Source organism: Nocardia sp. NRRL WC-3656 (genome assembly GCF_000720265.1).
GTDB classification, from domain to species: domain Bacteria; phylum Actinomycetota; class Actinomycetes; order Mycobacteriales; family Mycobacteriaceae; genus Nocardia; species Nocardia nova.
This window is the reverse complement of record NZ_JOJF01000009.1, coordinates 176,819-189,311: the sequence shown is the minus strand read 5'-3', so window position 1 is coordinate 189,311 and position 12,493 is coordinate 176,819. Positions and strand designations below refer to the sequence as shown.

13 protein-coding genes and 1 pseudogene are annotated in these 12,493 nt (G+C 69.0%); 6 read left to right on the top strand and 8 right to left on the bottom strand.

Annotated elements, in window-relative coordinates; translation table 11 throughout:
* Positions 1–39 precede the first annotated feature (39 nt).
* Complete coding sequence (locus IG65_RS0114430) at positions 40–1,266, top strand: helix-turn-helix domain-containing protein (protein ID WP_030515423.1); 1,227 nt, start codon at positions 40–42, stop codon at positions 1,264–1,266.
* Between the two features lie 8 nt (positions 1,267–1,274).
* Here IG65_RS0114430 and IG65_RS0114425 read toward each other — a convergent pair whose 3' ends face one another.
* A complete protein-coding gene (locus IG65_RS0114425; protein WP_030515422.1) occupies positions 1,275–2,114 on the bottom strand; it encodes an SDR family NAD(P)-dependent oxidoreductase in 840 nt (279 codons plus the stop codon).
* Between the two features lie 170 nt (positions 2,115–2,284).
* On the opposite strand from IG65_RS0114425, the gene IG65_RS0114420 reads away from it, so the two are divergent.
* Positions 2,285–3,145 (top strand): helix-turn-helix transcriptional regulator, encoded by an 861-nt coding sequence (locus IG65_RS0114420; RefSeq protein WP_030515421.1) that lies wholly within the window; start codon positions 2,285–2,287, stop codon positions 3,143–3,145.
* Between the two features lie 39 nt (positions 3,146–3,184).
* Here IG65_RS0114420 and IG65_RS39100 read toward each other — a convergent pair whose 3' ends face one another.
* Entirely contained in the window at positions 3,185–4,111 is a 927-nt protein-coding gene (locus IG65_RS39100; protein WP_255359455.1) for a collagen binding domain-containing protein, read from the bottom strand.
* A gap of 18 nt (positions 4,112–4,129) precedes the next feature.
* Positions 4,130–5,536 (bottom strand): annotated as a pseudogene (locus tag IG65_RS39095) (MFS transporter); the annotation flags it as partial.
* Positions 5,537–5,776: 240 nt separating this feature from the next.
* On the opposite strand from IG65_RS39095, the gene IG65_RS0114410 reads away from it, so the two are divergent.
* On the top strand, positions 5,777–5,992 hold the full coding sequence (locus tag IG65_RS0114410) for a hypothetical protein (protein WP_156055606.1): 216 nt from the start codon (positions 5,777–5,779) through the stop codon (positions 5,990–5,992).
* The gene (locus tag IG65_RS0114405; protein WP_231509199.1) at positions 5,989–7,365 is read left to right on the top strand and encodes a lipase family protein; all 1,377 of its coding nucleotides are present in this window, start codon (positions 5,989–5,991) and stop codon (positions 7,363–7,365) included. The genes IG65_RS0114410 and IG65_RS0114405 overlap by 4 nt, the downstream gene beginning before the upstream one ends.
* A gap of 28 nt (positions 7,366–7,393) precedes the next feature.
* Here the strand turns inward: IG65_RS0114405 and IG65_RS39580 are convergent, their stop codons facing one another.
* Positions 7,394–7,516, bottom strand: coding sequence for a hypothetical protein (locus tag IG65_RS39580; RefSeq protein ID WP_255359456.1), 123 nt, complete (start codon positions 7,514–7,516; stop codon positions 7,394–7,396).
* Between the two features lie 49 nt (positions 7,517–7,565).
* Between IG65_RS39580 and IG65_RS38490 the strand changes: the two genes are divergently transcribed.
* Positions 7,566–7,826 carry a hypothetical protein gene (locus IG65_RS38490; RefSeq protein ID WP_030515417.1) on the top strand — a complete coding sequence of 87 codons (261 nt, stop codon included), beginning with the start codon at positions 7,566–7,568 and terminating at the stop codon, positions 7,824–7,826.
* 8 nt (positions 7,827–7,834) lie between these two features.
* Here the strand turns inward: IG65_RS38490 and IG65_RS0114390 are convergent, their stop codons facing one another.
* Together IG65_RS0114390 and IG65_RS0114385 are read right to left on the bottom strand one after the other, a co-directional pair.
* The gene (locus IG65_RS0114390; RefSeq protein WP_030515416.1) at positions 7,835–8,782 is read right to left on the bottom strand and encodes an NADP-dependent oxidoreductase; all 948 of its coding nucleotides are present in this window, start codon (positions 8,780–8,782) and stop codon (positions 7,835–7,837) included.
* Positions 8,783–8,872: 90 nt separating this feature from the next.
* Positions 8,873–9,727, bottom strand: a complete 855-nt coding sequence (locus IG65_RS0114385) for a class I SAM-dependent methyltransferase (RefSeq protein WP_156055605.1) — start codon at positions 9,725–9,727, stop codon at positions 8,873–8,875.
* Positions 9,728–9,827: 100 nt separating this feature from the next.
* Here IG65_RS0114385 and IG65_RS0114380 point away from each other — a divergent pair, with 100 nt between their 5' ends.
* Complete coding sequence (locus tag IG65_RS0114380) at positions 9,828–10,628, top strand: nuclear transport factor 2 family protein (protein WP_030515414.1); 801 nt, start codon at positions 9,828–9,830, stop codon at positions 10,626–10,628.
* Positions 10,629–10,639: 11 nt separating this feature from the next.
* On the opposite strand, the gene IG65_RS34710 is transcribed toward IG65_RS0114380, so the two are convergent.
* Positions 10,640–11,266, bottom strand: coding sequence for a hypothetical protein (locus tag IG65_RS34710; protein WP_156055603.1), 627 nt, complete (start codon positions 11,264–11,266; stop codon positions 10,640–10,642).
* 220 nt (positions 11,267–11,486) lie between these two features.
* On the bottom strand, positions 11,487–12,347 hold the full coding sequence (locus tag IG65_RS0114370; RefSeq protein WP_030515412.1) for a haloalkane dehalogenase: 861 nt from the start codon (positions 12,345–12,347) through the stop codon (positions 11,487–11,489).
* Positions 12,348–12,493: the final 146 nt, after the last annotated feature.

The window sequence follows — 12,493 nt, the reverse complement described above, 5'->3', positions numbered from 1 at the left end:
GACCGCACGGGCGGTGGCGGAAAGGCGGAGAAGAAGACGATGAACGACAGCAGCACCCTGGTGCGGCGGCGAGCCGCGCTCGAATCCGAGTGGGCGCGCTGGGTTCGCGGCGGAGCGGACGCGGCGTCGGCGTCGAAGACGATGTGTGACAGCACCGTACGTGCCGAGGTGAGTCGATCGTGGCGGCGCTCGCTGGGATCGGTCGACCCGGGTCGCGACAGCGCACCCGGCAGTGACACCGATATCGCTGCGCGCTGGCTCGACTCGCCGCTGTATCGGCCGGTCACCGAAGTGGCCGAGCAACTGCGCGACATCGCCGAGGACGCGGGCTTCGTCGCCGCCGTCACCGACGACGCCGGAACGATTCTGTGGTCGTGCGGCGGGCCGGTGATGCGCCGGCGCGCCGAGCGCGTGAACTTCGCACCCGGCGGTCGCTGGGACGAGACGCATATGGGCACCAACGCGCTGTCGCTGGCCCTGCGCACCGGGCGGCCCCACCGCGTGTTCTCCGCCGAACATCTGGTGGCCGCGCTGCACGGCTGGGTCTGCTACTGCGCACCGGTTCACGGCGCCGACGGCCGCCGGCTCGGTTCCCTGGATCTGTCCTCGACCTGGGATCGCACCCATCCGCTGGCGATGGCGACCGTGCAATCGCTGGTGACCGCGATCGAGAATCGTCTGCGCACCCTCGCCCCACCCGCGACCGGCCTGCGGCTGAGCTGTCTCGGCGCCGCACGCGCCACCCGGTGCGGCACTCCGATTCGCCTGCGCCCCAGGCAGATCGAAATCCTCACCCTGCTGGCCCTCGAACCCGGCGGCTTCACCCCGGAACGTCTGCACTACGCGATCTACGGCGACCGCCCGGTGGTGTCGAGCACCCTCAAGGCCGACGTCTCACATCTGCGCCGCGCCACCGACGCGGCCATCGCCAACCGCGTCTACCGGCTGACCGCGCCGATTCGCTGCGACGCGGCCGATCTGCTCACCGCGCTGGACGCCGGAGATACCGATGCGGCGCTGCGGCTGTATCGCGGTCCGCTGCTTCCGGATTCGGAGACACCCGGCATCGTGGAATGGCGGGAACATCTCGACGTGGCCGTCCGCACGGCGGTCCTGGCCGGTGGCGATGCCGGCCATGCGCTGGCGTTGGGCGAACGCATGCCGGCCGATATCGAAATCCACGAGCGCGCACTGGAATTGCTACCGATCGGCGACGGCCGCCGAGCCGTTGCCGCGGCCCGGCTGCACACCGCACTGCGCAGCTAGGGGTCCGACTATCGGGTATCGGTGCTGAGCGCCAGCTCCGCGCCTGCTTCGATGTCCGCGCGCAGCGCCTCCACCTTCGCTGTCGCGTAGGCGCGGGCATCGGAGCCGAGCAATTGCCGCAGCGGTCCGTCGCCGCGGTCGACGAGCGCGAGGATCGCGGCTGCGCCGCGCACCGGATCACCGAGCTGGGTGCCCTGCATCGCGAGGTGATCGCTCGTCATCCGCCGGATGGACTCATAGCCGTCGGTGGTGGCAGCGGGCAGAGCGAGCGAGTCGGTGGTGAGGAAATCGGTACGGAAGTAGCCCGGCTCCACCAGAGTGACCCGGATGCCGTGCTCGGCGACCTCGCCCGCCAGGGCTTCGGTCAGCCCCTCCAGCGCGAACTTGCCGGCCGAGTAGAGGCCCCAGCCCGGCACCGTGGTGATGCCCAGCACCGAGGAGATGTTCACGACGTGTCCACGACCGCGGGTGCGCAGGTGCGGCAGCAGTGCCCGCAGCACGTTCCAGACGCCGAAGACCTGGATGTCGAACATGCGGCGGGCGTCGGCGTCGGACACCTCCTCGACCGCGGAGAGGTAGCCGTAGCCGGCATTGTTCACCACGACCTCGACACTGCCGAAGCGGTCCAGCGTGTGCCGCACGGCGGCGCTCACCTGGCTCTCGTCGGCGAGGTCGACGGTGAGCGGGAGCAGTCGGGCGGTGTCGATGCCGTCGAGTGCGGCGAGCAGCCGCTCGGCCGAGCGGGTGGTGGCGGCGACGTTCTCGCCGCGGGCGAGCAACTGCTTCACCAGTTCCAGGCCCAGGCCGCGGGAGGCGCCGGTCACGAACCAGGTTGCGGGTGCGGTCATCGTTGCGTTCCTTCGGGTTTCGCGGACCTCCCTCCGAGGTCCGGTGATCCCAGTCTGGCCGCCGTATCCGCTGGTCGAGGCGGTATAACCGGCCCGCTTCGGCCTGGGACGGCGGAACGTAGGACGCGGCGACCCAGGCAGCGCGGGCGGGTTCCGGCGACACTGGACGTATGAGCGAGCCCAATCGGGAGCTGGCCGACTTCCTGCGCCGCGCCCGCGCCCAGATCGATCCCGCCCGCGCCGGGCTCCCCGCCGACAACCGCGTGCGCCGGGTTCCCGGCCTGCGCCGCGAGGAGGTCGCGCGGCTCGCGGGCGTGTCCGCCGACTACTACACCCGGCTCGAACAGGGCCGGCGGATCACACCGTCGGTCGGCGTGGTGGACGCCGTCGCCCGCGCGCTCGACCTCGACGCCGCGGGGCGCGAATACCTCGGGCAGCTGATCGGCCGTCCGAGCGGTATCGCCCGGCGCAGCGTGCCGGTGCAGCGCGTTCGCCCCGGCCTGTACCAGCTGCTCGACTCCCTCGGCGCGGTGCCCGCTCTCGTCCTCGGCCGCCGCGCCGACGTGCTGGCGAGCAACTGGATGGCGCACGCCCTGTTCACCGACTTCGCCGCCCTGCCCGCAAGGGAGCGCAACTACGTGCGCTGGATGTTTCTGGGCAGCGAGCCGCGCGAGCTGTTCCTCGACTGGGAAACGCAGGCCCGTGCGGCGGTCGAGAGCCTGCGCCTCGATGTCGGCAACAACCCCGAAGATCGCGCCGGGCTCGCCCTGGTCGAGGAGCTGAGCGCCGCCTCCGGTGAATTTCGGCAGTGGTGGGCCGAGCACCGGGTGCTGCAGCGGACGCACGGCTCCAAGCGGCTGCGTCACCCGGTGGCGGGCGAGCTCACGGTGGAGTACGAAACCCTCACTCTCCCTGGCGATTCCGACCAGACGCTGTACCTGTACACGACCGAGCCGGGCAGCCCGTCGCAGCAGGCGCTGCGCATGCTGGCCAGCTGGTCGGTGCCCGGTGGAACCGCGACTCTTCCCTGACGCGCGCCCGAGGCTGTTCGACAGAACGGGAGACGGGAACTAATTGCCCGAATACGGGCTTGCCAGCTGGTCGGCGGATCCGTGGGCGCTCGAATTGCCGTGCCCCAGTTCGACGTTCAGCTCCTCGGCGTCGGCGCCGACCACCACCGGAGTGTGCACGGGTGCGTAACCGCTCGCCACCACCGTGTAGGTGCCGTCGTGCAGGTCGGCGAAGGTGTAGGCGCCGTCGGGGCCGGTGACCATGGTGTCGACCACGGTGCCGTCCCAGTCGGTGAGGGTGACCAGGGCATCGGGCAGGGGGCGGCCGTCGCGTCCGCGCACCACGCCGTGCAGGCGGGCGCAGGGGCGCAGCGACACGTCGAGGCGCGGCGCCTCGCTGCCACCGGCTCGCACCGGGAGGGCGGCCGGGTGAAAGCCGTTGGCGCTCACCGCGATCGTGAAATCGCCTTCGGGCAGTTCCGCGAGGCCGAACGCGCCGTCGTCGGCGGTGGCCGCGGAGGCGAGTACCTCACCGCGCGCGTCGAGGGCCGACACCCGGGCGCCCGGAATGGCGGTGCCGTCGTCATCGCGCGAGACGGTGCCGGTCAGTCCGGCCATCGCGGTGAGCACCACATCGCACGGCACCGGATGGTGCGCGAGCTGCACGGTGGAGGCGTCCGGGCGGCGGCCGTCGATCGAGGCGATCAATACATAGGAGCCGGGTTCGGGGGCGGTGAGTTCGAAGTAGCCCGCGGCATCCGTCAGCGACCGGCCGATCTGGCGGCCGGACATCGAGATCAGGGTCAGGACCGCATTCGGCAGCGCCACACCGCGGGAGTCGTGGACGCGACCGTAGGCGACCGGTCCGGACACCGCGGGTTCGCGCAGGGTCTGCCCGATGCCGTTGCGCTGCACCGCGTTCGCGCCGATCGCGGACGCGGTCTCGTCGACGTGCGCGGCCGGGTGCGAGCTGTGCTCGGCATCCATATCCACAGCGGCGGTGGCGGCGATCGCGGCCGTCCGGTGCCCCGGAATGAACGTCGCCACCAGTGCGCCGGCCACGGCCACACCGCATCCGATCAGCAGTGAGACCCGGAATCCGTTTTCGCTGGCCACGGCATGCCCGCCGAGCGAGATCGTCATCTGCGCCAGGACCGCGCCGACCACGGCCGCAGCGACCGAGGTACCGATCGCACGCACCAGCGTGTTGAAGCTGTTGGCGGCGGCCGTTTCCGACTGCGGTACCGCGGCCATCACCAGGGCCGGCATGGCGCCATAGGCGAATCCCACGCCGGTGTTGATGATCAGCGTCACGATCAGCAGGCCCCAGGTGCTGCCCATCAGCGCCATCGACGATCCGTATCCGGCGGCGATGATGACGCAGCCGACGATCAGGGTGATCTTGGGCCCGCTGCGAGCGGAAAGTTTGGCCCCGATGGGGGAGACCAGCATCATCATGAGTCCGGCCGGCGCCATCCACAGGCCCATGGCCATCATCGATTGCCCGAGGCCGTAACCGGTGGCCTTCGGCAGCTGCAGCAGCTGCGGCACCACCAGCGACTGGGCGTACATCGCCATGCCGACGACCATCGAGGAGGCATTGGTCAGCAGCACCTGCGGTCGCGCGGTGACCCGGAGGTCGACGAGCGGGTTGCGCGCGGCCAGCTCCCACCAGCCCCACAGCAGCAGGACGACGACGGCGGCGACGAACAAGCCGATGGTCAGGCCGCTGCCCCAGCCCCAGCTCGACCCCTTGGACACCGCGAGCAGCAAACACACCAGGCCCACGCCGAGGCCGAGGGCGCCGAGCACGTCGAACCGTCCGGTCGCGGCGGAACTCGGTGGGGTGGCGGGGATCAGGGTGAAGATCAGGACGCCGATCACCGCCGCGAGCGCGGCCATCGTCCAGAACAGCACTCGCCAGTCGGAGTACTGGATGACCGCGGCCGCCATCGGCAGACCCAGCGCGCCGCCGATGCCGAGGGAGGAGCTGATGAGCGCGATACCCGATCCGAGGCGCTCGCGCGGCAGCAGATCGCGCAGCGCGGCGATGCCGACGGGCACGATGCCGGCGCTCATACCCTGCAGGCCGCGCCCGACGATCATCGGCCACAGCGAGGAGGACACCGCGCAGATCACCGACCCGATCAGCAGCGGCACGGTCGAGCCGAGCAGCACCAGGCGTTTGCCGTAGAGGTCGCCCAGCCGTCCCGACACCGGTGTGGTGACCGCGGAGGCCAGCAGGCTCACGGTGACCACCCAGGTCGCATTGGCCGGGCTGGTGTGCAGGATCTGCGGCAGCTGGCCGAGTAACGGCACGACCACCGTCTGCGTCAGCGAGACGACGATGCCGGCGAATGCCAGCACCGCCAGTATCGCGCCGGAACGCCCGGCGGTTTGTGCTTTCTCCACGCCCTACTCCTCGAATGTCACGAGCCGACGTTTGCATCATACATATGAGGTGCATCATGCACATTTGATGAAACGCGACCTTTTCGCTCGTCGAATCGTTGTGCCGGGCACCGGTATCGACGGCCCGGTTTCGTGAGTTCTCCACGACCGCGTCCGGAGGCGCGCTGCGCCGTCGCGGCCGACCGTATGGTGTGCGTGCGTCGGGGCGGTCGTTCACAAAGGGGCACAGTGATTTTCGGCGTGAGACGGAGACCTTTCCGGCGGATTGTCCAGGCGGTCGTACTCGACGTCGGCGTCGTCGTGGCCGAGGCGGTCGGCGGCACGTCGGTGAGTTGCGCGCAGGTGCCGTCAGCCGGGGATATCGTGGTGCCCGGCGGGTATCTCGAACCCGATCTCGGCTCCAGTCACTACCGCCCCGGAACGGGGCTGGTCGATCTGTTGTGGAGGTTGCTGTGAAACGAGCTCGGACGCTGCTGCTCGTCGTGCTCGCGGCATGTGCCCTGCTAGTGTCGATGACGGTTCGCCTGCCGGCGAGTCGCGCGGACGACGGCCCGGCTCCCACGGACTCGACCGAATGGCAGCAGTGGATCGATCGTTCGATTCCGGCGCCGAATCTGCCACCGGCGCCGTCGCCGCCCAATGCCCAACTGCGGCCCGAACTCGCCGCGCTGTGGCGGGCGGTGTTGTCGCCGCCGGCCGGCGATCCGCTGTTCGATCAGTGGCCGGCCGGACTCGACGCCATGCGTCCCGGCGATCCGATCGAGGTGCGCGATGTGACGGCCACGGCCGCGCCGCTGGCCGTGGTGCCGATCGCCCGCGCACTGCAGCTGAAATTCCGCTCCACCGGCGCAACCGGTGCGCCCTCGTTCGGCACGGCGACCCTGCTGATTCCCGCCGCGAACTGGACCGGCCCCGGACAGCGACCGCTGCTGGTGAACGCCATCCCGATCAATTCGCTCGGCCTGCGCTGCACCCCCGGGTATGCCCTGGCGCACGGATTGCATCCCAAATTCAGTGCGGGTGATCTCTTCCCGCCGACCACGTGGTGGGCCCTCTCGCACGGCTACGGAGTGCTCGTTCCCGACCACGAGGGTCCGTGGATGGCCTATGCCGAACCGCATGTCGCGGGGCACGTGATCCTCGACGCGATGCGCGCGGTGCGGACGGTCGAACCGAAGACGCTGGGGGACAGCAAGTTCGCGATCGGCGGTTACTCCGGCGGCGCGATCGCGGCCTATGCGGCGGATATGCTGCTCGGCGAGTACGCGCCCGAGTTGGCGGGGTCGATCGTCGGAGTGTCGGTCGGCGGCCTGGCGACCGACTACAGCGAGGTGGCCCGTCACTTCAACGGCAATATCGCGTCGGGCATTCTGATGGTCGTCGCGCTGGCCTTCGCTCGTGAGCATCCGGAACTGCTGGATCAGCTGAACCATCTGGGGGAGTGGCTGGCCACCTCCCCGGTGAAGGACACCTGCGGCGACAGCAACGGACCGCTCGGCGTGACCGGTGTGCCGATCGAGCTGGCGACCGACACCGCCCATCCGCTCGACACCGACGCGGCCCGCGCCCTGTTCGCCGCCACCGACCTGCGCGACCGGAAATCCGCTGCGCCGCTGTACATCTACCACGGCATACTCGACATCTGGATTCCCGAGGTCGAGTCGACCGATCTGTTCCGCGCGCAGTGCGCTCGTGGCGTGCCCGCCGTGTTCCGCAACGTGCTGGGCGAGCATTCCATCACCCTGATGGCCGGATTCCCGGGTGCGATCGACTGGCTCGACCAGCGACTGCGCGGCCTGCCCGCGCCGAACGAATGCCCGGCACGTTAAAAAACTATGCAGCGCAACGATTCCTGCGTCAGTTCGCCGCGGCCGATCCGGGCCGCGGCAGCCCGAAGTGGTCGCGCAGCGTGGTGCCGGTGTATTCGGTGCGAAACAGCCCGCGGCTGCGCAGAATCGGCACCACCGTGCCGGTGAACACCTCGAGCCCGGGCCGATCCCCTGGTAGTAGGTCACGTCGTAGATGCGAGTTGAAAAGCCTGGCCGGGCAATCGCTGCGGAATCTGGCTCTCGACGAACGGGTGCCCGCCGAAATGTTCGCCGGCGCGGGCGATGTCACCGACAACGCGGCCAGCCGCCGGCAGGTGATCGCGGGCATCGTGACCCGCGATCGGCCCACACTGCGCGGACTGTTCGAACTTCGCCGCCGCGGCATCGTCGGCTCGGACCACGTGGGTGAGGCCTTCCGCGACAACCTCGAGCTGCCGCCCCTGCCGCCGCGGAAGGAATAACGCGCCCTTCAGAATTCGAGGACGATGCGACCCCGGACGCCGCCCGCTTCCAGGAGTTCGTGAGCGTGCTCGGCTTGTTCGGCGGGGAAGGTTCGGGCCACCCGCAGGGTCAGCGCGCCCTCGGAGGCGAGGCGGCTCAATTCGCTGAGCGCATGGGGTTCGTCCAGGTGATCGCCGACCATCACGAGGTGGACCGAGATACCGCGCTCCGGTGTGGCCCCGCCGCCCAAAGCCGCGGGCCGCAGGATGACGAACGCGCCGCCGTCGCGCACCGCCGGGAGTACCGCATCGCCTTGCAGCGCGGTGTCGATCAGCGCGTCGACGCCGTTGGGAGCGTGCGCCCGGATGCGCGAGGCGAGGTCGTCGCCGCGCGGCAGGACAACGTCGGCGCCGAAGTCGCGGACCACCTGCTCATCGGCCGGTTTCGCATCGGCGATCACGGTGTAGCCGCGCGTTTTCGCCAGCTGGATCACATATCCGCCGACCGCGCCCGCGGCCCCGGTCACCGCGATCGTGCGACCCGCTCGTGGGTCGAGCGCGTCCAAGGCGAACCAGGCGGTGAGACCGTTCATCGGAAGCGTTGCGGCGGAGACGAAGTCGCTTCCCTCGGGCAGGCGCGCCACCTGCGTCGCGGGTACCACGATCTTTTCGGCATAGGCGCCGCCACCGGCGAGCACCGGCAATGTGATCGCGACGACCCGGTCGCCACTGTGCCAGCCGGTCTCGGGGTCGGCCTCGTCGACGATTCCCGCGGCGTCCCATCCCGGAACGTACGGCGGCGTCACCTCGCGGTAGCGATCGTGGGCCATGCCGGACCGGGTCACGGTGTCGGAGGGGTTCACGGCCGCCGCGGCCACCCGGATCCGCACCTCACCCGCGCCGACATGCGGTTCGGGCACCTCGACCGGTCGCAGTACCTCCGGACCACCCGGCTCCTCGAATCCGATCGCCAGCATCGCACCTCCCGAGTTCGCAGTCGTGTTTCTCTCGGGGCAACCGTCGTCTGCCGGTGATTGTTCCGGGGACGGCGGTGCGTGAACTCGGGGTCAGGCCCGCGCGCGAATGAGATGCGGGCCCGGCAGTGCCGGTCCGGTGCCGGGGAGATCGGCGTAGGACCGAACCAATGCGATCCCCGGGTGATCCTCGATGTCGGTGAATCCGGCCGACTCCAGTTCGCTCCGCATCTGCTCCTCGGTGAAGAAGCTGATCCACGGTTCGCCCACGGCCGCAACGCGTTTCCCGCGTGCGTGCTGCCCCTCGTCGGGCGGGTAGGAGTAGTCGAACACCACGACCGCACCGCCGCCCTGGCCGGCGATATAGCGCAACGTCTCGGCGATGGCCGCGTGTTCGAGGTAGACCACCACGCCGAGCCAGACGTACACCGCGCTGCGGGCGCGATCCAGTCCGGCCTGTGCCAGCGCGTCGGCGAGGTTGTCGCGGTGGAAGTCCACCGGGGCGAACGTCATCGAGTCCGGCACCTCGATTCCCGCTTCCGCCAGGCGATTTCGCTTCCACGCCTGGGTGTCGGGATGGTCGACTTCGAAGAATCGCACATCCGGATGGGGATTGCGGTAGGCGGCGGTATCCATCCCGGCACCGAGCACGACCACCTGGCGGGTCCCGTCGGCGACGGCCTCCGCGACGGTGTCGTCGGCGAAGCGACTGCGCGTGGCCAGGAACAGCCGGCGCCGCCGGGCCAGTTCGGGATCCACGCCCTTGTCGAACGGATTGTTGCGGGCCGCGTCCTCGCCCACGAGCCGCACCGCCAGTGGATCGGTGAAGATCCGTGGTTCGTCGGCGAGTTGGTGATAGGCCCGTGCCTGCGCGGTGGCCATCGCGGTTGTGCTGGGTTGCCCGACCTGCATACCGGTCACCGTACGCCCGGGCCGGGACGTGATCATCGCGAGATCCGTCACGCGCACTTGCCGGTGGTTCGCTGGTTACTCCGTACAAAACTGGAACAGGTTATAGATTGGAGGGAGTCGAGAGTCTGGAGGAACGATGTCCGCGAATGCGTCGGTGGCGGAGCTGCTCGCCACGGTGGAACGGTCCCCGCAGGCGGTCGCGGTGCACGATCGCGCGGCCTGGGTGGATCTGTTCGCACCCGACGGCCGGGTCGAGGATCCGGTCGGCTCACGTCCGCACATCGGCCGCGCGGCGATCGAACGGTTCTACGACACCTTCATCGGTCCCAACGACATCGTCTTCCACGTCGACCACGACGTCGTGCGCGGTACCACGGTCTTTCGCGACCTCGCCCTCGCGACCACCATGTCCACCGGTGTGACCCTGCACGTGCCGATGCACCTGCGCTACGACCTGACCGAGGTCGGCGGCGAATGGAAGATCGCCCGCCTCTACGCCCACTGGGAGCTACCGGTCATGGTCGGCCAACTCCTGGCCGCAGGGGGTCGCGGGCTCGGCGCGGCCGCGAAACTCGCCCCGCAGCTGCTCGGAAACCAAGGTGTCGGTGGTGCATTGGGCTTCACCCGCGGTTTCGTCCGCGTCGGCGCGGCGGGTAGGCGGGCCGCCACCGGGTTGCTGGAAGCAGCCGGTCGCGGCGATGTCGCCGGTGTGCGCGCGGTACTCAGCCCGCGCGCGGTGGTGGAATGGCCGGCCGGTTCCGATGTGGGGCACGCCGAATTCGTCAAGCGGGTACGCGGGCTCGAGGTCGGCAAGACGATCGCGGCGGGCCGGTTCGTGACCGTCAGTGTGCGCATCCCGGCCGAACGGGGTATCGCGGAGCTGGAGGTCGACGGCCGGCAGGTGGTCGCGTTGCGCGGCGTCGTCGCCGAGGACTGAACCGGTTCGCGTCAGTTCATCGAAAAACCTTCGGTGGAGAAGGTGAAGCCTTTTCGTGAGGCATCGTCTGCGCACGACACACCGGAATCTCGGGCCGTACAGGTGAAGCCGTCGGCCGACAGGGATGTGTTGTAGGGCAAGATTTTTGCCTCCTCGGACGCCAGCCGGAACACCGCTTGCCTCAGCACGGCGAAACGTGGTTCGCCGCCCCGCTCGATCAGAATCGTGTCGGGCGGAACCTGCTTGTGGGAGTAGTTGCTCTCGACCGTCGGAGCACCTTTCACCCCGATCCCCGCTCCGGTGTTCGTCGAGGGCTGACACCCGGCCATGTGCGGTTCACCGCCGACGATGATCGCGCAATGCCACCGGCCGGTCGGAGTGGTGAAGTAATAGCCGTCGATCCCGCCGGAGTTGGCGAAGTACGTGCGGGCATCGGCCACCGCTGTGCCGGGCACGGCCATATTGGACAACGCAACCGAAGTGCTTGCGGGCGAAACCGTCTCGACGCTCCGACCATCGGATACTGCCTGGCCGTCGCCGACCGTCTCGCCGGCCGATCCACCGCACCCGACAACGCCCATCGTCAGCAAGCAGATCGACATCGTGACGAACGGTGAAAGAAGTGCACGCCTGTTCATCGCACGCTTTCCGAAACCTTCACGGTCTCATCAGGTTCGAGTGGTCGGCCGACTTGCCGCAGAACGGCTACCGATTATCGCCGGGCTGGTCGGCGCCCACAATAAGCCGTTCGACCGACAGCCGCGCAGGTCTTTGTGCGGTTCGGTTCGCCGCGCGGTGTGTCGGACGGCGCGTCGGCAATCCGATGGTGAACAGCGTCTTCTCCTGTGACGCGCCCCCTCACGGGAATCGATTCGCGATGGCCGTCGCGATCGCTTCCGGCGCCTGCTCCTGGATGAAGTGCCGAGCACGTGGCAATTCGACTATCTCGAGATCTTCGAAAGCGGCTCGGATGCGAGGCAGACATGCTTTCGGCCGGAACACCATGTCGCGCATCCCCCACACCGCCAGCGCCGGCTTGTCTCCGAGGAGCGCGGGAACATCTCGGGAAAGCTGCGCCAGCAGCGGGGCCGCGGCACGAATTTCTCCGGGCATCACCGCGAGCCCACACCGCGCCTCCGCGGAGGGCTGCACCGCGCGATAGTGCTCGGCTTCGGCCGCGCTGAGCGTGCGGCCCAATTCCGAGAGCAGCACGCGCTCGATGAGAAAATTCTGCTCGAGTATCCGGCGCTGCATCGGACGGCTGCTCATAATCGCGCTGAACGCCTTGTTCGCCATTGCTTCGATCGGCCAGAAGACCGTGTTACCCAACACGATTCCCCGCACCCGATCGGCACGCGTCACCGCCGCGCCCAAGCCGATGGGCCCGCCCCAATCCTGTCCCATGACGATGAAATCGTCGAGCCGCAGACGATCGATCAACTCGCCGAGCACGGCGGTGTGCTCCGCGACCGTATAACCGAAACCGGAAGGCCGCTCGGACAATCCGAACCCCGGATAGTCCACCGCGACACACCGATACCGATCCCGCAGCCCCGTCACGATGTGGCGGTAGAGGAAACTCCACGTCGGAGACCCGTGGCAGAACAGGATCGCCGGCCCGGAACCTTCGTCGATGTAGTGCACGCGCCCGGCCGACGAGTCGAACCAGCGCGATTCGAACGGGTACAGACTCTTGTCCGGAACGAATTCGATCATCATGCTGCCCTCCCTTCGGGCCAGGCTATCCCGGCCGCCCGGCGCGCGCTGCGACCCGAATCACCCTGATCGCGAGACCTGGAAACTCGGGGCTGTTTCGGTGTTCGAGAGCTTCCTACGCTTCGAGGTGTTACCAGGGCCGGAGTCGG

Excerpts from the sequence above, each read along its gene's own strand:
- IG65_RS0114425 (WP_030515422.1), bottom strand. The coding sequence starts at position 2,114 with ATGACCGCACCCGCAACCTGGTTCGTGACCGGCGCCTCCCGCGGCCTG.
- IG65_RS0114420 (WP_030515421.1), top strand. The coding sequence starts at position 2,285 with ATGAGCGAGCCCAATCGGGAGCTGGCCGACTTCCTGCGCCGCGCCCGC.
- IG65_RS0114385 (WP_156055605.1), bottom strand. The coding sequence starts at position 9,727 with ATGATCACGTCCCGGCCCGGGCGTACGGTGACCGGTATGCAGGTCGGG.
- IG65_RS34710 (WP_156055603.1), bottom strand. The coding sequence starts at position 11,266 with ATGAACAGGCGTGCACTTCTTTCACCGTTCGTCACGATGTCGATCTGC.
- IG65_RS0114390 (WP_030515416.1), bottom strand. The coding sequence starts at position 8,782 with ATGCTGGCGATCGGATTCGAGGAGCCGGGTGGTCCGGAGGTACTGCGA.
- IG65_RS39100 (WP_255359455.1), bottom strand. The coding sequence starts at position 4,111 with ATGGATGCCGAGCACAGCTCGCACCCGGCCGCGCACGTCGACGAGACC.
- IG65_RS0114430 (WP_030515423.1), top strand. The coding sequence starts at position 40 with ATGAACGACAGCAGCACCCTGGTGCGGCGGCGAGCCGCGCTCGAATCC.
- IG65_RS0114370 (WP_030515412.1), bottom strand. The coding sequence starts at position 12,347 with ATGATGATCGAATTCGTTCCGGACAAGAGTCTGTACCCGTTCGAATCG.
- IG65_RS0114380 (WP_030515414.1), top strand. The coding sequence starts at position 9,828 with ATGTCCGCGAATGCGTCGGTGGCGGAGCTGCTCGCCACGGTGGAACGG.